Consider the following 22,808-nt stretch of genomic DNA (forward strand, 5'->3'; position numbering starts at 1 on the left):
ACTCTTTTGCTTAATAGCGGCCCACAATGAAATATAAAGATCTACGTGATTTTATCGATTTGCTTGAAAAAAAAGGCGAACTTAAACGTATCACCCAAGAAATCGACCCGTATCTTGAAATGACCGAAATATCTGATCGCACCTTACGTGCAAAAGGTCCTGCGTTATTATTCGAAAATCCAAAAGGCTACGATATGCCGGTGCTTACCAACTTATTTGGTACACCAAAACGCGTAGCAATGGGCATGGGCCAAACAGATGTTAGCGAGCTTCGCGAAGTGGGCAAGCTACTCGCTTTTTTAAAAGAACCTGATCCACCAAAGGGTATTAAAGAAGCACTAGGCGCTATACCTATTTTTAAGCAAGTGCTTAATATGCCTGCAAAAGAAGTTAAAAAAGCGCCTTGCCAACAAGTAGTTTTAGAAGGTGATGATGTAGATTTAACTAAATTACCTATTCAGCATTGTTGGCCAGGTGATGCAGCGCCATTAATCACATGGGGCCTTACAGTTACTAAAGGGCCTTATAAAAAGCGCCAAAATTTAGGTATTTATCGCCAGCAATTATTAGGCAAAAATAAAATAATTATGCGCTGGTTGTCACATCGTGGTGGCGCGCTTGATTTTCAAGAATGGTGTAAAGAAAACCCAGGGCAACCCTACCCTGTATCAGTAGCATTAGGTGCCGATCCTGCCACTATATTAGGTGCCGTAACGCCTGTACCTGACACTCTAAGCGAATATGCATTCGCTGGCTTATTACGTGGCAGCAGAACCGAAGTTGTAAAATCTATTTCAAATGACCTACAAGTCCCTGCCAGTGCAGAAATAGTACTTGAAGGTTACATAATGCCTGGTGAAATGGCGCCAGAAGGCCCTTATGGTGACCATACCGGTTACTATAATGAAGTCGATGACTTTCCAGTAATGACGGTCACTCACTTAACGCATCGTAAAGATCCTATTTATCACAGCACATTTACTGGCCGTCCGCCTGATGAGCCTGCTATTTTAGGTGTGGCACTTAATGAAGTGTTTGTGCCGATACTACAAAAGCAATTCCCTGAAATTGTCGACTTTTACCTTCCGCCTGAAGGGTGCTCATATCGTATGGCGATTGTAACAATGAAAAAACAATATCCAGGCCATGCGAAGCGCGTGATGATGGGAGTTTGGTCGTTCTTACGTCAGTTTATGTACACCAAATTTGTCATCGTCTGCGATGACGATGTTAACGCCCGCGATTGGGAAGATGTTATTTGGGCTATAACAACCCGAATGGATCCAGCGCGTGATACAACATTAATAGAGAACACACCTATTGATTATCTCGATTTTGCATCGCCAGTCTCAGGTCTTGGTTCAAAAATGGGAATGGATGCTACCAATAAATGGCCTGGCGAAACCACCCGCGAATGGGGCGAGCCTATTGTTATGGATAAAGACACCAAAGACCGTGTAGATGATATTTGGGAAAGCCTTAATATTGTTTAAGTGTTTATATGTAAGTACATATCAGGCTATAAAATAACCCTGCAGATATGCTAGAATCGAGCTATTCGATTGCGTATCTGCTGTTACAAGCGCTGCTAAAAGGTAAAAAATGCAAACATTAAAAGCTGAAGTTGTAGCTATCAGCCCACTTACAGAATTTGTTCATAAAGTAATTTTAAAGCCACAACAACCTGTGACCTTTGAAGCTGGCCAATACATGCAACTCGTATTAGGCGAAAAAGACAAACGTGCTTTTTCTATAGCTAGTCGCCCTTCACAGTGCGATGCAATAGAACTGCATATTGGCGCCTCAGGTGCCGATTCGTATGCAATGCAATCGTTAGAGCATTTACGAAACGCCCATACCACAGGGCAGTTAGTAGACATTGAAGCTGGCTTGGGTATTTCACAGTTGCGCCTGCAATGTGAGCGCCCTATTATTTTACTCGCCGGTGGTACTGGTTTTTCATACGCAAAATCAATGGCTGATCATTTAGCTGAAATAAAATGCGACCGTCCTGTATTGTTTTACTGGGGCGTAAAAGAAGAATCTGCTTTATATGCACATACAGAAATGCAAACATGGGCAGATAGCCATGAGAACTTTAAGTTTATTCCTGTAGTAGAAAATCCATCTGCTAATTGGCAAGGACACACTGGCTATGTACACAAAGCAGTAATGCAAGATATTGTGTCACTAGAACCATACGATATTTATATGGCAGGTCGTTTTGACATGATAGGTATTGTCCGTGATGACTTTATTACTCATGGTGCAATTCGTGAAAACATGTACGCAGATGCATTCGCATTTATCAAATAATTGAAATTTACTTTCAGTTATAAATAAAGGCACCTAATCGGTGCCTTTATTTTTATAACAACAAATATTTAATAGTTAAAACCTATCAACTCCATCAATATAAACAATTTCCTAAATCTCTATCTATAAACCATACTTTGTATAGAACATCAGCGGGAGAGACCCAAATGCTAAATACAAAAGTAAAAGATTTTATGCAACGCAAATTGCCAAATATCACACCAGATACAGAAATGACGACAGCCATAGCAGAACTACAAAAATTTAAACTACTTGGCGCACCAGTATTTGATAAAGATAAATGCTTAGTTGGATTTATATCAGAGCAAGAGCTGTTAAAACCACTTACGCAAAGCAGTTATTTTTGTGATGGGATGGTTAAAGTATCGCAGCTTATGCAAACAGAGGTAGTGACCGTTAGCGGCGATACCAACATTATTGAGCTTGCACAGCAGATGCAGCCTGGTAAACCAAAAAACTACCCTGTTGTAGAGGGTGTTAAAGTAATCGGTATGATCAGCCGAGCAGACGTACTTAAAGCGCTTTACGATAATTACATAAGCTGCCAAACACACTAAATTGCAGATACAAAAATGCCGCTTATATAAAGCGGCATTTTTAATGCTCTTAAATTAACGTGCGCTAACGAGTGCTAAAAGTTCTTTTTTATCGCCATCGCTTAAAAATGCTATTTCTAAAGCATTTTTTTGGGCTTTTTCCATATCAGCTTGAGATAAGCCTGCTTTAGGTGCAGCAACGGTATATTCATACTCAATTTCAATACCTTCAACCGCAGGATCATCAGTATTAATACACGCTAAAATACCATGATCTAAAAACTGTTTAAGTGGGTGCTTAGTTAAATCGTTTACTGTACTGGTTTGAATATTACTTGTTAAGCATGACTCAATACCAATACGGTTATCGCGTAAATAATCCATTAGTTTTGGATCTTCAATTGCTTTAACGCCATGCCCTATTCTGCTCGCACCCAACTCATTAATTGCTTGCCAAATACTTGGAGCACCAAGTGCTTCTCCAGCATGGACAGTCGAAGCTAAATACGCATTTCGTACTTGTTGAAAGTGCTCTACAAACAACTCACCCGGGAAGCCAATTTCGTCACCGGCTAAATCAACAGCAACTAAATCATTTTTAAATGCGAGTAATGCATCAAGCTCTTTTTGACACGTTTTTACGCCATAAGTACGCGATAAAATACCAATCAAGTTAGCTTTTATATTTGCGCCTTTTGTTGCTGATTTAATACCATCAACAACTGCCTCTACAACGCCTTCTGGGTGTAAACCTTGGCTTTGTGCCATGTAGTAAGGGCTAAATCGAAGCTCCACATAATCAAGACCTTGTGCTTGTGCATCTTCAATGTTTTCAATTGCGATACGTCTACACGCATCGTAGTCGCCAAGCACAGTAACTCCCCAATCTAACTTTTGTAAAAAAGCCATGAGGTTTGGTTCAGGATCAATAACTTGAACATGAGGGATTAATGCTTCAACGTTATCTGCAGGTAGCTCTATATTAAACTGTCGACCAAGTTCTAATATGGTTTGCGCACGTACATTACCGTCTAAATGGCGGTGAATATCTAGCAAAGGTAATTTTCTATTGATCATAATAGCAACCCAGTTTAGTTAAATTTGCGCGCATGATACGCAGATACAGTTATTTTTCAAGTCTATATGATTTGCGGTAAGTTTTAGCGGTCATATGTCTGCTTTTTGTGCAAAAAAATGATACAGCTTATTTTCCTGATAAGTGGTGCCAAAGAGTTTTAAAAAGCGTATTTGCATCAATAGGTTTGGTGATATAACCATTCATTCCACAGGCTAGTGCCTTTTTAACGTCATCGTCATGGGCGTTCGCCGATAGCCCTATTATGGGTAAATCAATTAACTCTAAATCACGACGAATTACTTTTGTTGCTTTGAGTCCATCCATTTTTGGCATTTGAATATCCATAAGCACAATGTCGTAGCTATTTTCGGCTAGCTTTTCTATGGCTTCAAAACCATCGTTAGCAATGTCGGCAATACAGCCTTTCGTTTTTAAAATAGCATTAGCAACATGCTGATTAAGTGGATTATCTTCTACTAAAAGTAATTTATAGCCTGTAAATGATAATGTACTTACGTCTATTTCGTTGTATTGCTGCTGAATTTGCTCTGCCTTTGGTAAAGGCGATATTAGCGGCAAACTAAATGTAAATGTAGAGCCTTTACCTTCATAACTAACTAAATCAATTGCACCACCCATTAACTCAACTAGTTTTCTGCAAATACTTAATCCTAAGCCTGTACCACCATATTGACGTGAGGTTGAGCTATCAGCTTGCGCGAACGGTTTAAACAATTGTTTCTGTGCTTCGCTACTAATACCAATACCCGTATCGTTAATACTAAAATAAGTCATTTTTTTCGACTGCCAAATTTTCAGAGTGATTTCACCTTCCCCTGTAAATTTAACCGCATTATTGAGCAGGTTCAGCAGCACTTGTTTTAAGCGGATTGGATCGGTATTGATGACCAAATTTGATGTTTTATCAAAATCGAGACTTAACTTTATTGATTTAATATCAGCCTCAAATTGAAGTAAATTAAGCATTTCATCCGCTAAACTCGCTACATTAATAGGCTCTTGCATTAAGTCTAGCTTGCCTGCTTCCATTTTTGAAAAGTCGAGCACATCGTTTAATACCCTCAGTAAAACACCAAGTGCCCCATCTGCTTGCTCTATGTAACTTCTAGCTTGTTGCCAATCGTTTTGCTGGAGCGCTAAATAATGCAGCCCTTTTATACCGTTAATAGGGGTGCGGACTTCGTGGCTCATGTTTGCTAAAAACTGCCCCTTTATATGACTCGCTTCATCTGCTTTTTGTTTTTCTTTGCGTAGTGTATGTGTTTGCTTGGCCACTTGTTCGCGAATTTGTATGTTTGTACCAGTAACTGAAATCAAAAATGTAATCAGTAACCACACAAACAACATACCTACTATTTGTGCAAGCCAATATACTAACCAAGACGTTCTAACTATTGGCTCATATAACTCAACCTGCCACATACGTTTGCCAATCAACAATTGATATTCTTTAAATAGCGCTTGCGAATTAGCGGTATCTGCAATATAAATTGCCTGCTTTTTCCCTGGTATCGTTGTATCAAAAAAACTAGCTGAAATTGAGTTGTTGTGATCAAATAATAGTGTTTGCGATAAGCGTTTCAGGCTGACAATCGCTGCCACAAAGCCTTTAAAATCATCTTCGGTAGAGGACTCTCCAAAAACAGGATATAAAAAAAGCACACCGTGTTCGGCTGTATTTTGGACCAAATTAATTGGCTCACTTAGTGCAAGTTCATTAAGCTCTTTCGCTTTGCTAAGCGCTGCACCTCTTACTTTACTAGAAGCTAAATCAAACCCTAAAACATCTTCATTACCTTTTAAGGGATATACGTACTTTACTGGAAAGTAATTACTACGCGTACCTGCAGGTTGCCAAGCTCCATCTAGTGACTTTTCTTTTATATATAGAGGTTTGCCTGTGGCTGGATTTTCATGTGTCTCAAAATCTGCGAGTTTATTTGCTGGTATATAAGGTATCCATTCAAAAGCTAGAATTTCTTGGCTGTAGTCCAACTGCTTTGAAGTAAATTGTTTAAACTCTTTAAAATCCACGTCACTACTACTAGCAAAAAACGTAGCTAATAAGCCTAAATGAGCAGTAATACCATCGAGCTTTTGGCTTATAGCATTTTGCACAGAAAGTATTTTGGCTTCTTGCTTTTGAATATCTTTTTCTTTTTTAACACTAGCAGCGCCATAAAAACTAACGCTGATCAGTATGTAAATTAATAGCGAGGGTAAAATTACCAACATACGGTGGCGTACTTGTGTGTAATTAAAAGCGGCGAGTACTAAAGGTGTAAATATAAGTACGCCAATACTGTCGCCAATCCACCATGCTATAAAGTTATCAAAAATAGCATTGGTCGGAATCACATTATTCAATGCTAATAAACTTGTTCCTACACCTGCAGCAATAACACAACATATTGGCCCCGCTACTATTAAGCTTTGAACACTGTGTTTTAAAGAGGATAAATCCAACGGCGCTTTTATAACATTCACTATAATTTGTCGGCCAATCCAAGCCTGTAAAACAGAGGCTAAAGTAATGCCTATAGCTTGTAAAAGCACAATAAAATGAAAAATATCTACGGTGTGTTCAAGGTGAATTAAGTTAGTACAAAAAGCCCCAATAATAAGGCCAATAAATGACTTACGTCCCCAAATTAAAAAGCTCGCTAAAGCAATTCCTGAGGGCGGCCAGGAGGCGACCGCATAGCCATCTACAGAAAGAAGTGAGTTGCTAAAGTATCCTGTAAAGAAGTAAGCACAAGCCAAGCTAAGGGTTAATATTAAAAACTTTCTCAAAGCTTGTGCTCCTGAACTACAAAAAATGCTAAGTAGTTATAGTGTAGTCATTTATTGATATAAAACGAGCGCCTTTTCTGCCTGTGCACTATTTTTATAACTCAACACAGCTTGTTCAGAGAACTGTTTTTTATTTTCACTATTCAGTGCTTTATCAAAAATTCTAGCTGCTAAGTCATAATCACCCTTAGCATTAGCAAGGCAAGCTAGCGCAAGTAATAGTGAATTATTTGAATCATCCTTCTTAAGGCGTTCTTGAATGCTTATTTGCAACTTAGCTGCATCGGCTGCTGTTGCTTTACTTAATATATTTGCAAGCTCTAAGTGTTGCTCACTATGCTTAACCATCTTAATTAAGTCACTTTCAATAACAGCCAATTGACCTGCTTGCGCCATTTGCATTAAATATGCGGTGTGGGCATGAGCTTGCAGCTTTTTCGGTAGCTGTTTATATTTCTCACTCAGCTTGTCTGCATCTAACGCATTAAAATAAGCACTAAATAACTGCGTCCACTGTGCATCAGTAAGTACTTTTTTGCGCAGTAAACGCGGCAAAAAGTCTTCCAGCGCACTAAAGTGTTGTTGTTGTACTAATACTTCTGCATAAAGTTTTAACTCAAGTGCGGTGGCTTTTTTAGCTTCTGCGCTAATACGCATTTGTGATTCTATCGCGCTACTGTCGCCACTTGCCAACCATAGCTTTGCTACTTTTAATTGATGCTCTGGGCTTATTTCAAATAAACGCTCAAGTGCTTTATCTGTTTGATTATTAGCAAGCGCTGCTTTTGCAAGTAATGCTAAGCGAATATCTTCAAACTTATCTGGTACGCTATTACCCGATAAAGCCTGTTCTACGTGCTCGTAATCATCATTAATTGCACTCCAAAGAGCCTGCTCAATAGCTGCTTGTTTGCGCTCTTGGCTACGTGCAAAAAAGCCATGCTTAGTATTATGATAAATCGATAATAAATAACGAATTAACTTATATGTTAAATATAAAACAACAGCGGTAATGACTGCCATTATACAAAACGATACTATCGTGCCTTCTATCGTCGTATTGTTAAATGAAATAAGTACATAACCTTTTTCATCTAGAACGAATGGAGTAACCGCTAGTACAACAACAATAGCTACAATTAAAATAATTAGCCCTATCATTGCGCCCACTCCTTAACCTTTTGTGTACTGTTTAAAGTTACTTTTGGATTAAAGTTAAGCTGCTCTTTTTCAAGTTTAGACAACGCTTTAAGTACGGTTTTAGTTGTATCATCGTCTTGCTTAAAGTACTCACCAACTAAACGTTTTGCTTCACTTAGGGCGCTAAAGAAAATACTCGCCTGCTTACTCATAAGTGCATCTTGTGCCTGAGTTATATTAAGCTTGATTCGTTGATTTATTAAATGGCGCTCTTGATCCGTAAGTAATGGCTCAATGGAAACACCCTCGTGCTGACGAATAGTAATAAAGCTATCCACAATTTTATTCCAGCTATTACTCAAGTTTTGCTGCCAATCACTCACGTCACCACTTAAAGCATTTTCATCTATTGTAGCTACTTCTTCTGGTAAATTAACTGCATTAAAAACTAAGTCGTCAATACTGCTTAGTACACTGTTTAGCTGTAAATAAATAGCCTCTGTTGCAACAGGTTTAAGGCTATCAAGTGTTTGTATATCTTGCATAATCGCTTGGCGAACTTCAACTGTTCCTGGGTGCTCACTAAGTAATCCATCTAAGCGCTTTAAAACAGCACTAGTGCCTTGGTAGTCTTTTTCAGCCCATAGTTTAAACTCAGCCATACGCTGTAAGCTGGTTACTTCTTGCGGGTTTAACGATGAGCCTTGTTGCTGCGCCTTTTGCAAGGCCGCTTTTAGTTCTTGCTGATTTTTAACTGCACTTTCATTTAGGGCTGCGGCAACTTTTTCTTCACTATTAAACAGCGCTTGTTGCAAATTAGATTGCGCCGATTTAAGTGCTTGCAGCTCCTGGGTGAGTAACTTATTTTGCTCGCTTAACTCATTAACGGCTAGGTTTTGCGCCTTACCAGCATTTAATTTTTGATAAAACTCGTATCCAACACCAGAGGCCACAATTAACGAAATAAGAAGCGCAAGTACTGCAACCTTACTTATTTTTTGCTTACTTTTGTCTGCCGTATTTTTTGTAGCTGTAGGCTCTTGCTTAGTTGATTTAGCAGAGGTCGTGTTAGCTATTGTTGGTGTGGCCTTTTCTGCCGTTACTGGCTTTGACTGTTCGCTCATGTTGCTACCTTGCTGATTTATGCAGGTAAACATAGCATTATCGCTAGCCCCTGCTGCAATGTGTATATTAGCCGAACTTACCTGTTGCAGCTTTAAATAAGCGGCTATACGCTCGCTAGCAACATAAAATCGGCACTGTTGTAACCATTGTAGTTGGTGTGCAGTAAGGCCTTTAAATATAGCATCAACTGCTGCATTACTTGTTATGACTATACCGTGTACATTCTGGCTTTTCCAGTGGTCTGTCCAGTTAGAGGTAATACTCTCTGTCGGTTCACGTTTGTACACAACACAATTATTCAAAAAAGCACCGCGCTCTTTGAGCGTTTTAGCTAACTCAGGGCGGCCACCTTGGCCCTTAACTAATACTATATTACAGCCATCCACCTCGGCGAGTGATTTAAGCGCAAGTAACCCTTCTGAATCATACTGCTTTGGTACTGCTGCGCGCACACCAAATTGCTCATATATAACATCGGCTGTTTGTTGTCCAACCGCATAAAACTGCGCTTTGGTATTTATATCTGGTTTTAATTGCGAAAGTGCACTGACTGCATCTTGCGATATAAATATTATTTTATCTGCATTTAATAGCGGACTAAGCTCAGTGCTGGAGGGTGTTAAATGCGTTATTTTTAATACCGGAAATAAAGACGCCTGATAACCCGCTTGCTCAAGTTGCTGTGCAAGGGCTGCGCCTTTTCCTTCGGGCCGAGTTATCAGAATATGTTTCATTTATGCGTCTCTATAAACTTCAGCTAATATTTTGTCTGCACCTTGAGCTAGTAATTTTTTAGCAAGCTCAATACCTAGTTTTTCTGCGTCATTTACATGGCCCGTTACTTCGTCACGTAAAATTTCGCTGCCATCAACAGCACCAACTAAACCACGTAAATGCACTTGTTCGCCATCAACCAATGCATAAGCACCAATAGGAACTTGGCAACCACCTTCTAAATAGCGATTCATCGAACGCTCTGCGTTTACGCGAATACGTGTTTGTGTATGCTCAAGTGGTGCAAGTAATGCTTTGGTTACTTCATCATCAATACGACATTCAATACCTACAGCGCCTTGACCATTTGCTGGTAATGACACTTCTGGCTCAATGTAGTTAGCAATACGCGACTCCATTTCTAAACGAATAAGCCCTGCAGCCGCTAAAATAATAGCATCATATTGGCCGTCATCTAATTTACCTAAACGCGTATTTACATTGCCGCGTAAATCACGAATATCTAAATCAGGGCGAAGTGCCTTAATTTGGCACTGGCGGCGCAGGCTCGAAGTACCAACAATAGCGCCCTGTGGTAGGGCACTTAAATTAGCGAAATTGTTTGATACAAACGCATCGCGTGGATCCTCACGCTCACAAATAGTATGCAGTGCTAGCCCTTGAGGAAACTCTACTGGCACATCTTTCATAGAATGTACGGCAATATCAGCTCGGCCATCTAGCATGGCTTGCTCTAGTTCTTTAACAAATAAGCCTTTACCGCCAATTTTGGCCAATGGCGTATCTAAAATAATATCCCCTTGTGTCGACATTGGGACTAATTCTACGCGCACATCTGCATGAAAACGCTCAAGCTCTGCCTTTACAAATTCGGCCTGCCAAAGTGCTAGAGCGCTTTTGCGCGTTGCGATGCGTACTAATTTTGTTTTTTCTGTCATAGGGGTATCCAATTAATTACTGCGTTTAGCCTGTTTTAGTCAGCTAAAATTCTAAATTCTTTTTGGGCAATTAAATTACCTTGCTCATCAACTACATCAACACGCCAATGACCTGTTTGTGTGTTCATGATATTTTTTGTTGAATACGTTCTGTAACGAGGCGAAGTAACATTAAGTGTAATTTCAGCCATCGTTTCACCTTCAAACGACCAAACATGCTTAACTTGCTGGCCTTGAAGGTTTTTAATCTCGCTAAAAAACGATAACCCTTCCTCAAACTGGCTTAACCTAATATCAGCAGCAAACACATTAGTAGGCTCACGCTTACTTACTTTACGAGTAAGTACCGCACGACTAATTTTACCCGTGTCTATTTGTGCGCCCAATGCCACACTTGCCACATGTGCTGTAGAGGAAAAACCTTCAGTGCCACTCAATGCGCCATCATCACTTTCTAACTCTAAAAGTAAGTCACTTTGACTAGCAGGCTCAGTTACGTTTTGGGCTTCTGCGGTTTCTTCTTGCACATCATTATCAAGGTTTGAGTTTAACTCTGTATTAATACTTTCGCTTTGATCAGTAACAATATCGTTGTTAGCCAACAAAGCCGGGGGATTATTTACAAGGTCTACTTCGGCAGGTGTATTACTTGAAATGTTTAGTTGTGTCTCATTTTGCTCAGCTAACAAAGGTTCAATACTCGCTTGAGTTACCTCTGCAGACGCAGCTGAGGTATTGTTTACTGATGATTGAGGCTCAACATCCATTACCTCATCGCTTGTTTGGTTTTCAGCGTTACTGCTAAAACTTAAGAATTGCTCCTGCTCATTTGGGTGCTCACCTTGCTCTGCATTAACAGAGGTGGTTAAGCCATAAACAACTGCTGCAGAGGTCATTAATACCAACATAGCAATACTCACAATACGACGCCAATTCCACTCGTAGCTTACCGTTGGTACGCTCTGTTGTAATTCGCGTTTAACATTTGCTTTTATAACTATTTTTTGACTCATATTGACCTCAGCGGTTCCAAAATTAGCTTAAACGAGCAATTAACCATTGGCGAATAGCTTGCAATTCTTCTGCGCAAACTTGATGAGCCATTGGATATTCTTGCCAGCTTACATCCATGTTATGTGCTGTTAATACTTCAAACGCATTTCTACCCGCACTGTGCGGTACAACGTTATCTTGGCTACCATGAGCCATAAATACGTTTAAATCAGAATGCTTTGCTTCATCAGCAAATTTGTGTGGCACACACATATAAGTAGAAAGCGCCATAACACCCCCAAGCTTTTGCTCAAAGCGCGGCGCTAAATGCAAAGACACAACACCACCTTGAGAAAAACCAGCTAAAATTATTTTATTAGCAGGAATGCCATTAGCAATTTCTTTATTAATTAACTCTTCTACCTTTGCAGCAGAATCTCTTACGCCTTGTTCATCGGCACGCTTATCTAATTCTATAGACTTAATATCGTACCAAGAGCGCATTTCCATGCCACCATTTATGGTGACCGGTTGCACTGGCGCATGCGGAAAAATAAACCGTATACCAAGCTCGCTTGGTAAATTTAGCTGCGGGGCTACTGGCGCAAAACCATCCCCAGAGTCACCTAAACCATGTAACCAAATAACCGTTGCTTTGTGTTCACTTTGGGCTGCATATTCTACAAATTCTAAACTCATAGTGATGATTGCCACTTAACTTCTTGGCCTGCTTGACGAGTTGAGGCTTCATTTATAAACGCCCAAAATTCAGCGCCAGAGCGGTTATCAATCCATAACCCATCACGCATTTCAAAATGATGTCCATTAAACTTAGTCGCAACCCATACTTGATGAAGAGGTGCTTGCTTATTGATCACTATTTTACTTTTATCAGGAAAAATAATTTCTAAAATACCTTGTGCCGATTCATAATCTAAATCAGCTTCGCAATCATCAACCTGCTCTTCAATAGTGAACATAAGAGCTTCGGCTAATTGGTGATATTCGTGTTCAGTCATTGTTATTTCCTTTGCAGGCGAGCCGCCTAATATTGGGTACGTTTTAGCTTTAAAAATGTGCAGCTAGTGTAACAGGAATAAAATCATCCGCGAATAGCTGCATTTTTTAGATATTCTGTTACTCTGCGATTATAAAGCCAGCAACCGTATTAATCTAATGAAAGCGACACATACCTTACAATTAAAAAGACTATTAATAAGCACTGTACTGTTAAGCGCCTTAGCTGGCTGCGGACAAAGCGGTCCGTTATATTTACCAGAGCAACAAACAGAGCAAAACCAACCTCAAAATACAGCTAAACCAGCCACTACCGCTGAGCAAGCTAAAACATCGCAACGTCAGGAGCAATAAATGGATTATTTTAACTACAAAAACAACCAATTATTTGCCGAAGACGTCAGCGTAGCAAGCATAGCGCAGCAATACGGCACGCCGTGTTATGTATACTCGCGTGCTACATTTGAGCGCCATTACTTAGCATTTGCTAACGCCACTAAAAATCATAAAAGCTTGGTATGTTACGCTGTAAAAGCAAACTCAAATATTGCCGTACTTAATATATTAGCGCGCTTAGGATCGGGTTTCGATATTGTATCTAAAGGTGAACTAGCGCGTGTAATTAAAGCGGGAGGCGATGCTTCTAAAGTGGTTTTTTCAGGCGTGGCGAAAACGTCTGACGAAATAGCTTACGCATTAAAACTGGGCATTAAATGTTTTAATGTAGAGTCGGCGTCTGAGCTTGAGCGTATTTCTGAAGTGGCTTGCGAGCTTAACCTAGAAGCGCCTATTTCTATTCGCGTAAACCCAGACATAGATGCAAAAACACATCCGTATATTTCTACCGGTTTAAAAGAAAATAAATTTGGTATTGATATTCAAACAGCAGTGAGTGTTTATCAACAAGCAGCGGCTTTACCTGGTTTAAAAGTAATTGGTGTCGATTGCCATATTGGCTCTCAATTAACGCAAGTTAGACCTTTTTTAGAAGCCCTTGATAAATTAATGGCGCTTATTGATGAGCTAAAAACTAACGGTATTGAGCTAACTCATTTAGATATTGGCGGCGGTTTAGGTGTGCCATACGACAACGAGCAACCACCACACCCAAGTGAATATGCAGCGCAAGTTACCGAACGCTTAGCTAACTACAAACATCTTGAACTAATTTTTGAACCAGGGCGTGCTATTGCAGCTAACGCAGGTATTTTGGTTACTCAAGTTGAATTTATTAAACAAAACCAAGACAAGTTTTTTGCAATTGTAGATGCAGGTATGAACGACATGCTTCGCCCTGCGCTTTATCAAGCGTGGCAAAAAATTATTCCGGTATCCGTTCGCGACGACGAAACACCTACTCACAACTTTGATATTGTGGGTCCGGTGTGCGAAACCGGCGACTTTTTAGGAAAAGACCGCGAACTTGCGCTTAAACAAGGCGATTTACTCGCACAACGAAGTGCGGGTGCATATGGCTTTACAATGAGCTCAAACTACAACTCGCGCCCGCGTGTTGCAGAAATTATGGTAGATGGTCAGCAGCATCACCTTATTCGCGAACGCGAAACTATTGAAAGCCTTTATCAAGGTGAGAAAGTTTTACCATAAACGTTTTTGTCTACTAGCTGCTCTGTGGCATGATTAGCACAGAGCAAAACCGAATTAGAGCGCTATGTTAGTAAATTTTTCCAAAATGCACGGCTTAGGTAACGACTTTGTTGTGATTGATAACATTACACAAAATGTTTTTTTGTCGCGAGATCAAATCAAAAAACTGGCAGATCGCCACTTTGGCATTGGCTTTGACCAATTGCTGATGGTTGAAGCACCATATTCACCTGATCTCGACTTTCATTATCGAATTTTTAATGCCGATGGTACCGAAGTAGAACAATGCGGTAACGGCGCACGCTGTTTTGCCCGCTTTGTACGCATGAAAGGCCTTACTAACAAGCACAAAATTAGTGTATCGACTAAGTCGGGCAACTTAACGCTCTACATAGAAAAAGACGGTCAAGTAACTGTTAACATGGGCCATCCTAATTTTGAGCCAAGTAAAATTCCGTTAAAAGCCAGCAAACGCGAGCTTACTTATATTATTAGAACGCAAGAACACACTGTATTTAGTGGCGCGGTATCTATGGGTAACCCGCATTGCGTGCTAGAGGTTGACGACGTAACCACCGCGCAAGTTGATATATTGGGTCCATTACTTGAAAACCATGAACGCTTTCCGCAAAAAGCGAACATTGGCTTTATGCAGGTTGTATCGCAAGAACACATTAAGCTAAGAGTGTGGGAGCGCGGCGTTAACGAAACCCTAGCCTGTGGCACAGGTGCGTGTGCAGCAATGGTGATTGGTCATATGCAAAATAAATTATCAACAACCGTTCAAGTAGATTTGCCGGGCGGTACTTTGCAAGTGCGCTGGAGTGGTGAAGGTCATCCGGTACGCATGACTGGTCCCGCAGAGCATGTTTTCGACGGACAAGTAGCGCTATGAGCGAGCTAAGTACAGAGCAGGTTATTGATTACTTACAGCAACATCCTGACTTTTTAGTTCATCACCCTGAGCTACTCGCACAACTTGAGCTGCAACAGCAAGCTCAAGGTGCAACGTCACTAGTACATATTCAGCAACGTCAATTACGCGAGCACAACACGCTTTTAAAAAGCCAAATAGATGCTATGAGCAAGCATGCAACGCAAAACGAGCTTGTATATCGTTTGTTTAGCCAATGTCATCACCAGCTTTGGAATCATGACGATTTTGACACTCTTGCAAATAATCTACGCAATATAATCTGCTCAAGTGAAGATGTTAACGACTGCAAATTAGTAAAATATAATCCCGAGTACGACGAGCTTATTGCGCATCGCCTTACCCATTCTGGGCATTATTTAGGGCGAATTAATAAACAAGAGCGCGAACAATTATTTAGTGAAGATACACAATCTGTCGCTATTTATTTAATTGGCGACACCAAGCACCCTATCGCTATTTTGGCGTTTGGTAGCAATAACGTAAACCATTTTGAGCCCGCGCAAGATAACCTGTTTGTGCTCGACTTTATAAACGCATTACACCTGCGGTTACAAAAACTAGCATGAGTGACGATGCGCCTAATATTACCGCGCTAAGCGACCACTGGCGTACACCCATAACGCTATTTAGCGATTATTTAAAGTTTGAAAAACAATATTCAGCGCACACAGTTAATCAATACGTAAGCCAACTAGGCTTTGCAGCCCTATATTTTAGCAAACTATGTGATGACTGGTTTGGCGTACAAGGCGAACATATTCGCCGCTACAGCATGGCACTGCGATCAAAACAATTAAGTGGCCGTACAATTAGCTTAAAGCTCAGTTGTATTCGCAGCTTATATAAGTTTTTAAAAGCAAAAAATATTGCCGAGCAATCGCATTACCATAATCCGGCTATAGGTATAAAAGGCCCTAAGTTTGCAAAGCCCCTACCTAAGAATCTCGATGTAGATCAAATGGCACGCTTGCTCGAAATACCCGACGACGAACCTCTCGCAATTAGAGATAAAGCAATGATGGAGTTAATGTATTCATCAGGGCTGCGTATAAGCGAGTTAGTTGGCGCTAACATGCAAGATATTAGCGCTGCCAATGGTGAAATTTTAGTGCGTGGTAAAGGTAATAAAGAGCGATTAATTCCGGTGGGCAAAAAAGCGTTAGACGCATTAAAAAAATGGCTCACAATACGCCCTCAGTTTGCAAAGCCCGATGAAATAGCAGTATTTTTAAGTAGCCAAAAAAACCGTATTTCGATTCGCCAAGTGCGCCTACGCATGCAAGAGTGGGGAATAAAACAAGGCATTAGCTCGCAGGTTCATCCGCATAAGCTACGCCACTCGTTTGCGTCACATATTTTAGAATCATCTGGTGATTTACGCGCCGTGCAAGAGTTACTAGGGCACAGCAGTTTGTCGGCTACACAAGTGTATACGCATTTAGATTTTCAACATCTAGCCAAGGTGTACGACAACACTCACCCTCGTGCAAAAAAACGAACTGATTAGGTAAATAAATATGATCCGATTTAATCGTGCTATTAAGCCATTTTCTGTCATGAGCTTTGATTTAGACGACACTCTTTACAACAATCACCCCATTATAAAAGCAGCGGTTAAAGCGCAGCAAGATTATTTAAACGCGCTCCCTAGCTACTTAGCCCATGGCCCAAAATACTGGCAACAATGCCGCAATGAAGCCGTATTACAGTTACCTGAACTTGCTGATAACGTCACTAAATGGCGCCAACATACATTGCGCTTAGCCCTTTCTAAACTAGATTTGAATGAGCAAGAGGTAGAGTACCATGCCGATGCTGCCTACAACGCCTTTGCCGATGCGCGCAGTAAAATAGTGGTAACCGACGACGTACTAAAGCTGCTAGATAACTTAGCCCAGCACTTTACGCTGGTTGCTATAACTAATGGTAATGTTGAAATTGAACGCTTTAACTTACACAATAAATTTTCGCTCGTGTTACAAGCCGGTATGCACGGTAAAGCAAAACCTCACAGCACCTTATTTGATAAAGCCGCCGAGCACTTAAACGTTGCTAAAAGTGAAATTTTACACATTGGCGATAGCCTAGATACCGACGTACAAGGCGCAAATAATGCCGGTTGCCAATCGGTATGGTTAAACGACCAAGGCGTTAATTATGCTTATAAAGGGCTGGCTGATATTGAAATAGCCAATATTCATGCCTTAACGCACTTTATTAAATAATACCAATTGCATTAAATAAGAGGTCACAATGAGCCACTATACCAAGCTAATTACCTTGCTATTAATTGGCTCACTTAGCCTTAACGCTTATTTATTGTGGCCGCAGCCCGCGCCAACCAAAGTACAAAAAACGCAAGGTGCTGAAAAAAGCATATCGCCTAAACAACAAAATACGCTATTAAATACGGCAAAGCAGCAGTTTAAAAAACACCAATTTGAAGCCGCACTTAGTAGCTATCAACAACTCAAAAACAGCAATCCAGAAATCGCAAAAAACCTTTATTCATCGTGGCTGATACAGCTTAAAACATGGCTAAATAGCAATTTATTACTCAGCGAATCATTTCTCAATGCGCTATTAAATAACAGCCCTTATAACGTAGAGTTACTTAATTTACAGGTTGAGTATTTAATAAATAGCGAGCAAACACAAAATGCCATTATTGCTTTATTTGAGCTTAATTCATTACTGCCTGCTGATCAGCAAAGTAATGTAAATACACGTTTAAATACGCTCACTCAAAACGAATTACACACATTAACTGAGCAACAAAATTGGCAAGCTATTATTGAGCAAACACAAATTTGGCTTGATTATAAAAGCGATAACGCGCAGTTTTTATATCCGCTTGCGTACGCCTACTTTCAGCAAGGCGATTTAATTAGCGCACAAGCAACCCTTGATCGAATGCCAAACCAGCACAATCTAAAAAGCCAAGTGCAAACACTGCAAGCGATGATCAATAAAGCACAATCGCAAGACGACTTCGTTGCTTTAACGCCTTACGGCGCGCATTACTTAATAAACACCGAAATAAATAATAACCTATCGACCGAACTAATGATTGATACAGGCGCAAGCGTAACCTCACTACCTACAAGTATAATTGAGCAAATTTCGCCACAACCTTTATATTTAGGTGATGTAACGGTAAACACAGCTAACGGTCAAATTGTTGTAAAGCGTTATCAAATTGAATCGTTTAAAGTGGGCTCGCAAATTATTTATGGTTTTGAAGTGTTGAGTATTGAAAACACCCGTGGGCAAGGTTTGCTAGGAATGAATTTTTTATCGCGATTTAAATTCAATATAAATCAGCAAACAGATGAGCTAGAGTTGAGCGCTAAATAATTAAAAACCCAAAGGTAACACATGACACTAAATAACTATTTAAAAGCACTTGCTGAAAACCCAAAAAGCATTCAATTTACCGATACAATGGCCGTGATAGAAGCAAATTACGACTTTACTGCATGTGGCTTTAATAACCATGGATTACTTAGCGCTGCGAGTGAGAACAACGGCTCATGTAAAATTTTTGCGTTTGCTAAATTAAACGATTTAAGTAAACAAAATACGTTGGATTGTTTTGGTAAGTTTTACCGAGAAGACGTGCTGCAAAACCCTAAAGGGGATGATCATATGAACATTCGCACGTTTATGTTAGCACCAGAGGCAACACCTTTTTTAGGTATTACCTTTGAAGGCGAGCCACTAAAAGCAAAATAGCCAGCAAAAATTAAAGTGGTTTTTCCATAAAATAACGCGTACCTGAGCGTGGGTAATTATTAAGTTGATACTTAACACTATAACCGCGCTTTTCATAAAAGGGTTTTGCTTGAAAATCAAGTGTATCAAGCTGAGCAGTTGTAGCACCTAGCTCAATAGCAGCTTGCTCAAGTGCCGTTAGCAATTTATCTGCAAGCCCTTTACCTCGTGCAATATTGCTACACCAAAGCCAACTAATCATCAGCCAGTTTCCAAACACACACCCACTAATACCGGCAACAAGCTCGCCCTGCTCATCAGTAAATTTATAGCCTAATGGCACTCTTTGCGCATCAAAATGCTGGGCGTTAAATTCAACCATTTGTTCGCGGAGCGCTGAGTTTAACGCATCGGTATTATCTACTTTTAATTGATACATTTATCGCCCTTAAAAAGCAGATACTAGCAAATTAGCTCAATCAATAAAGATTATTTTTACCGTAAGGTACTTCAAGCATATTGCTGCTGGTTTTATCCGGCTGACCGCACATTTCGTCGTAAGCGCTTGTTTGCCTTAACATCATTTGTGCGTACGCTATTTTTTCAAAACGCTTTTGAACATGCAGTGGGCTTAGCGCTCTTAAAAACTCACCGCTGTCTTCTGTTACATAGTATTCAACGTTATTAATCATTACCGATACTTGATAAAGCGCCATATCTAACGAGTGAACAATAACTTTTTGTAGCGGCTCGTGCTTTTTTAACTGTGAAAATTTAATACCCATCTTGGCTACCTTTTTATATTTAACCTGAGTTCTGGTTATTTAACATTATCGATACGCAGCTTTGCTATAATCACGATCAAATTTTTATTAGCCGCTGGCGTCACACGTTATGAGCACAAAAATCCGACTCGCTAAATATATTGCCCATGCAGGTATTTGTTCTCGTAAACAAGCATCGCGTTTAATTGATGAAGGTGTAGTGACTGTAAATAATCGCCCAGCGAATCATATAGATCACGTTGATGAGCAAGACACAATAATAGTGAACGAAAAAGAAATTAAAGGTGCTGCCGATTTAGTTTATTTTGCGTACCACAAACCAGTAGGTATTGACTGCAAATTAAATATTGATGACCCAGCCAGCCTTATTCACCATTTGCCCACACTCACCCGTGTTTACCCTATTGGTCGATTAGATAAAGACTCTCGTGGTTTGCTTATTTTGACCAACGATGGAGATTTTTGTAATCAACTAATACATCCTGACTTCCACCAGCCTAAACATTATTTAGTCACCGTAAATAAGCCTTTAGACGATGCTTTTTGTAAAAAAATGGCAGCAGGCGTACCCGTTGATAAACACATAACCCTGCCTTGTGAGGTAAATAAAATAGCCAGTAATCAGTTTAGTATTGTTTTAAAACAAGGGCTAAACAGACAAATACGTAAAATGGCGCATTACTGCGGATACAAAGTAATTGATTTATTTAGAGTGCAATTTAGTGACCTCACCCTTTCAAAGCTAAACCTACCTGAAAACCAATATATACAAATTAATAAAACCGATATTTCAAAAATCTAATACCAAATCACTTAACTACATCTCAAAAAGTTAAAAAATAAACTTGCAAAAATAGATTACAGGTGTAGTCTTAAATTAAAGATTACACTTGTAGGCGATAAAATGATTGAATTATCAAAAGCAGAGTTTGACGTGCTCGACGCACTTTGGATTAACTACCCCGCCACCGCGAGCCAAATAATTGAGCGCTTAAGTGACGATAAGCAATGGCACGAAAAAACCATTAAAACCCTGCTAGGTCGACTAGTAAAAAAAGGCGCACTTACATTTGAAAAAGAAGGTCGCCAGTATATTTATACTCCCTGTATGGAGCGCGCCGACTACACCTTAAAAGAAAGCCAAAACTTTATTGAGCGATTTTTTAGTGGGCGTATTGCGCCACTTGTGAGTGGCTTTGCTAAATCGGAGCAGCTTTCTCAGCAAGATATAAACGAGCTTAAAAAAGTTATAGATGACTGGGAAAAAAACCAAAAGTAAGGGATTAACATGGCTATTCAAACTGGTTTTAATTGGTTGATTGAGCAGCAATTACTATTAAGCATTTTGTTTTGTGGATTTATTTTACTCGAGCGATTTGGTTTAAAAGCCCTTGGCTCGCGGTTTGTATATAAATTAGCATGGCTATTACCTGCGGCATTGGTTATTGCTAATTTACCAAATGCGATTAAACCACTGCAAAATAGCAATATTAGCCATTACTTAATCACCCCTAACCAGCCTTTTATACATGAAATGGGTATTAGCTGGGCGCTCATGTATGTACTTATTACCGCAGGGTTATTAATAGCTAGCTTTATTACGCATACCCGCTTTATTAAAAGCCTGCAGTTAACTGAGTTAACCCAATTTGAAAGCACTCTTACCGCTGATGTTAAAACTTATACCAGCCAACATGTAGCCACGCCAATGGTGGTCGGTATTTTAAACAGCAAGCTGGTGTTACCGAGTAACTACAATACCCAGTTTGATAAAGCCACATTAGCGCTTATTTTAGAGCACGAAAACGTACACATAAAACGCAAAGACAACCTAACAAACGCACTTATGTTACTACCTACTATTTTACTTTGGTTTAACCCACTAGCTTGGTTTTGTTACGCAAGCATGCGCCGACTACAAGAGTTGACTTGTGATGAACGGGTACTTGCCAATAAAACCACACAACAACATATTTTATATAGCAAAGCCTTAATAAACTGCGCGGCAAATGCGCCCACAGGACTTATGGCTTATTCACACTACGGAGATAAAAAAACCATGTTACAACGACTTACTAATATAAAACACAGCGGGGAGCGTTCAAAGTTTGCTAAAGGTGGCTTATTACTTGTAGCCGCAAGCATGCTAAGCGGCTTAGCGATTGCAAAGCAACCAGAGGCAATGACTAAAGAGGATCACATTTCACCAACAATACGCATTGAACCTGCTTACCCAATACAAGCAGCCCAACAAGGGATCAGCGGCTCTGTTGTATTAAAATACGATATTGCAGCAAACGGTAAAACAAAAAACATTAGTGTTATTCAATCAAAACCTAAAGATGTTTTTGATAAATCAGCGAAAGAGGCACTAGCAAAATGGAAATATAAAGCATCAGATTCAGGTTTTGAAGATGTACTTGTGCAACTAGATTTTGCGATTAATAGTGAAGTGGCGCCTACCGATTTAATTGAGCGAATTAAAGTATCGCATTAACGCCACGAGTTGTTCAAGACTACAAAGCAAGCGCCCTTTTAGGCTGCTTGCTTTGTGGTTTTACGCTATAAACCTACAAACTCACCACAATCATGGCAATGGCTGTACCCAAACCAATAAACCACACTAATGAGCGAATTATATCTAGGTTCATATAGTAAAATACGCAATACAAAATACGCGACACAATATGCGTAACCGCTAGCGTTTCGGTCACTGCACCTACAGAGTTAGTGCCCAGTACAACTGCAATAGCGACAGCAAAAACAGCAAGCGATTCAAAACAGTTTTGATGAGCAGCGAGCGCCCGTGCACCAAAGCCGGTTAATTTTGTTTGTTGCGCCCTTGGATGTTTATTGTCGTATCGACCTAATTTTGCCATTGCTATAGCAACCGGCACTTTTGCAAAGTAAGGCATTAATACCGCAAGTAATGCACATACAACTAATGTTGTCATAATTTATCCTTTTGATGTTTCGGATAATTTAGCATAAGCGTAATAAAAAAGCCGCCAGATACGTTTTATGACAAACGCTGGCGGCTAACAATAACAT

The 22,808-nt window shown here is 39.9% G+C and carries 25 protein-coding genes; 14 read left to right on the forward strand and 11 right to left on the reverse strand.

Features of this window, described 5'->3' with window-relative positions:
* The first annotated feature begins 26 nt into the window (after nucleotides 1-26).
* The 3 genes from ubiD to JG479_RS15970 all read left to right on the forward strand — a co-directional run bounded on the left by ubiD (nucleotide 27) and on the right by JG479_RS15970 (nucleotide 2,894).
* Nucleotides 27-1,493, forward strand: a complete 1,467-nt coding sequence (gene ubiD / locus JG479_RS15960) for a 4-hydroxy-3-polyprenylbenzoate decarboxylase (protein ID WP_002960958.1) — start codon at nucleotides 27-29, stop codon at nucleotides 1,491-1,493.
* Nucleotides 1,494-1,602: 109 nt separating this feature from the next.
* Nucleotides 1,603-2,316 carry an NAD(P)H-flavin reductase gene (gene fre, locus JG479_RS15965; RefSeq protein WP_002960960.1) on the forward strand — a complete coding sequence of 238 codons (714 nt, stop codon included), beginning with the start codon at nucleotides 1,603-1,605 and terminating at the stop codon, nucleotides 2,314-2,316.
* A gap of 167 nt (nucleotides 2,317-2,483) precedes the next feature.
* The gene (locus JG479_RS15970) at nucleotides 2,484-2,894 is read left to right on the forward strand and encodes a CBS domain-containing protein (RefSeq protein WP_024594621.1); all 411 of its coding nucleotides are present in this window, start codon (nucleotides 2,484-2,486) and stop codon (nucleotides 2,892-2,894) included.
* A gap of 54 nt (nucleotides 2,895-2,948) precedes the next feature.
* Here the strand turns inward: JG479_RS15970 and add are convergent, their stop codons facing one another.
* The 8 genes from add to cyaY all read right to left on the reverse strand — a co-directional run bounded on the left by add (nucleotide 2,949) and on the right by cyaY (nucleotide 12,715).
* On the reverse strand, nucleotides 2,949-3,950 hold the full coding sequence (gene add, locus JG479_RS15975) for an adenosine deaminase (RefSeq protein WP_200219646.1): 1,002 nt from the start codon (nucleotides 3,948-3,950) through the stop codon (nucleotides 2,949-2,951).
* 127 nt (nucleotides 3,951-4,077) lie between these two features.
* On the reverse strand, nucleotides 4,078-6,765 hold the full coding sequence (locus tag JG479_RS15980) for a CHASE domain-containing protein (RefSeq protein WP_200219647.1): 2,688 nt from the start codon (nucleotides 6,763-6,765) through the stop codon (nucleotides 4,078-4,080).
* Nucleotides 6,766-6,816: 51 nt separating this feature from the next.
* Nucleotides 6,817-7,926 (reverse strand): heme biosynthesis HemY N-terminal domain-containing protein, encoded by a 1,110-nt coding sequence (locus JG479_RS15985; protein WP_039486866.1) that lies wholly within the window; start codon nucleotides 7,924-7,926, stop codon nucleotides 6,817-6,819.
* Nucleotides 7,923-9,764 carry a uroporphyrinogen-III synthase gene (locus JG479_RS15990; RefSeq protein ID WP_200219648.1) on the reverse strand — a complete coding sequence of 614 codons (1,842 nt, stop codon included), beginning with the start codon at nucleotides 9,762-9,764 and terminating at the stop codon, nucleotides 7,923-7,925. The genes JG479_RS15985 and JG479_RS15990 overlap by 4 nt, the downstream gene beginning before the upstream one ends.
* Nucleotides 9,765-10,703: a hydroxymethylbilane synthase gene (hemC, locus tag JG479_RS15995; protein ID WP_200219649.1), complete on the reverse strand. Its 939-nt coding sequence runs from the start codon at nucleotides 10,701-10,703 to the stop codon at nucleotides 9,765-9,767. It lies immediately after the preceding gene.
* Nucleotides 10,704-10,738: 35 nt separating this feature from the next.
* Nucleotides 10,739-11,716 carry a DUF2914 domain-containing protein gene (locus tag JG479_RS16000; RefSeq protein WP_200219650.1) on the reverse strand — a complete coding sequence of 326 codons (978 nt, stop codon included), beginning with the start codon at nucleotides 11,714-11,716 and terminating at the stop codon, nucleotides 10,739-10,741.
* Nucleotides 11,717-11,738: 22 nt separating this feature from the next.
* Nucleotides 11,739-12,395, reverse strand: coding sequence for an alpha/beta hydrolase (locus JG479_RS16005; protein WP_039486876.1), 657 nt, complete (start codon nucleotides 12,393-12,395; stop codon nucleotides 11,739-11,741).
* Nucleotides 12,392-12,715 (reverse strand): iron donor protein CyaY, encoded by a 324-nt coding sequence (gene cyaY, locus JG479_RS16010; protein WP_002960979.1) that lies wholly within the window; start codon nucleotides 12,713-12,715, stop codon nucleotides 12,392-12,394. Before cyaY ends, JG479_RS16005 begins: the two co-directional genes overlap by 4 nt.
* A gap of 157 nt (nucleotides 12,716-12,872) precedes the next feature.
* Here cyaY and lptM point away from each other — a divergent pair, with 157 nt between their 5' ends.
* From lptM to JG479_RS16050, 8 genes are all read left to right on the forward strand, one after another.
* Complete coding sequence (gene lptM / locus JG479_RS16015; protein WP_138489813.1) at nucleotides 12,873-13,067, forward strand: LPS translocon maturation chaperone LptM; 195 nt, start codon at nucleotides 12,873-12,875, stop codon at nucleotides 13,065-13,067.
* Nucleotides 13,068-14,321, forward strand: coding sequence for a diaminopimelate decarboxylase (gene lysA / locus JG479_RS16020; protein ID WP_002960983.1), 1,254 nt, complete (start codon nucleotides 13,068-13,070; stop codon nucleotides 14,319-14,321).
* Nucleotides 14,322-14,385: 64 nt separating this feature from the next.
* Nucleotides 14,386-15,216: a diaminopimelate epimerase gene (dapF, locus tag JG479_RS16025; RefSeq protein WP_002960987.1), complete on the forward strand. Its 831-nt coding sequence runs from the start codon at nucleotides 14,386-14,388 to the stop codon at nucleotides 15,214-15,216.
* Nucleotides 15,213-15,824, forward strand: coding sequence for a DUF484 family protein (locus JG479_RS16030; protein ID WP_138489814.1), 612 nt, complete (start codon nucleotides 15,213-15,215; stop codon nucleotides 15,822-15,824). The genes dapF and JG479_RS16030 overlap by 4 nt, the downstream gene beginning before the upstream one ends.
* Complete coding sequence (locus JG479_RS16035; protein ID WP_024594613.1) at nucleotides 15,821-16,765, forward strand: tyrosine recombinase XerC; 945 nt, start codon at nucleotides 15,821-15,823, stop codon at nucleotides 16,763-16,765. The genes JG479_RS16030 and JG479_RS16035 overlap by 4 nt, the downstream gene beginning before the upstream one ends.
* Before the next feature lie 10 nt (nucleotides 16,766-16,775).
* On the forward strand, nucleotides 16,776-17,483 hold the full coding sequence (locus tag JG479_RS16040; protein ID WP_149603364.1) for an HAD-IA family hydrolase: 708 nt from the start codon (nucleotides 16,776-16,778) through the stop codon (nucleotides 17,481-17,483).
* Nucleotides 17,484-17,511: 28 nt separating this feature from the next.
* The gene (locus JG479_RS16045; protein WP_200219651.1) at nucleotides 17,512-18,615 is read left to right on the forward strand and encodes a retroviral-like aspartic protease family protein; all 1,104 of its coding nucleotides are present in this window, start codon (nucleotides 17,512-17,514) and stop codon (nucleotides 18,613-18,615) included.
* 21 nt (nucleotides 18,616-18,636) lie between these two features.
* Complete coding sequence (locus tag JG479_RS16050; protein WP_002960998.1) at nucleotides 18,637-18,993, forward strand: HopJ type III effector protein; 357 nt, start codon at nucleotides 18,637-18,639, stop codon at nucleotides 18,991-18,993.
* A gap of 10 nt (nucleotides 18,994-19,003) precedes the next feature.
* On the opposite strand, the gene JG479_RS16055 is transcribed toward JG479_RS16050, so the two are convergent.
* Complete coding sequence (locus JG479_RS16055) at nucleotides 19,004-19,411, reverse strand: GNAT family N-acetyltransferase (protein ID WP_200219652.1); 408 nt, start codon at nucleotides 19,409-19,411, stop codon at nucleotides 19,004-19,006.
* Nucleotides 19,412-19,451: 40 nt separating this feature from the next.
* Nucleotides 19,452-19,757 carry a DUF6482 family protein gene (locus JG479_RS16060; protein WP_002961002.1) on the reverse strand — a complete coding sequence of 102 codons (306 nt, stop codon included), beginning with the start codon at nucleotides 19,755-19,757 and terminating at the stop codon, nucleotides 19,452-19,454.
* Nucleotides 19,758-19,866: 109 nt separating this feature from the next.
* On the opposite strand from JG479_RS16060, the gene JG479_RS16065 reads away from it, so the two are divergent.
* The 3 genes from JG479_RS16065 to JG479_RS16075 all read left to right on the forward strand — a co-directional run bounded on the left by JG479_RS16065 (nucleotide 19,867) and on the right by JG479_RS16075 (nucleotide 22,254).
* Complete coding sequence (locus tag JG479_RS16065) at nucleotides 19,867-20,559, forward strand: pseudouridine synthase (RefSeq protein WP_002961005.1); 693 nt, start codon at nucleotides 19,867-19,869, stop codon at nucleotides 20,557-20,559.
* Between the two features lie 102 nt (nucleotides 20,560-20,661).
* The gene (locus tag JG479_RS16070) at nucleotides 20,662-21,036 is read left to right on the forward strand and encodes a BlaI/MecI/CopY family transcriptional regulator (RefSeq protein ID WP_007377323.1); all 375 of its coding nucleotides are present in this window, start codon (nucleotides 20,662-20,664) and stop codon (nucleotides 21,034-21,036) included.
* 9 nt (nucleotides 21,037-21,045) lie between these two features.
* The gene (locus tag JG479_RS16075; protein WP_197121530.1) at nucleotides 21,046-22,254 is read left to right on the forward strand and encodes a M56 family metallopeptidase; all 1,209 of its coding nucleotides are present in this window, start codon (nucleotides 21,046-21,048) and stop codon (nucleotides 22,252-22,254) included.
* A gap of 73 nt (nucleotides 22,255-22,327) precedes the next feature.
* On the opposite strand, the gene JG479_RS16080 is transcribed toward JG479_RS16075, so the two are convergent.
* Nucleotides 22,328-22,711, reverse strand: coding sequence for an MAPEG family protein (locus JG479_RS16080; protein WP_024605945.1), 384 nt, complete (start codon nucleotides 22,709-22,711; stop codon nucleotides 22,328-22,330).
* Nucleotides 22,712-22,808 lie beyond the last annotated feature (97 nt).

The organism is Pseudoalteromonas sp. LC2018020214 (assembly GCF_016598755.1).
GTDB classification, from domain to species: domain Bacteria; phylum Pseudomonadota; class Gammaproteobacteria; order Enterobacterales; family Alteromonadaceae; genus Pseudoalteromonas; species Pseudoalteromonas distincta.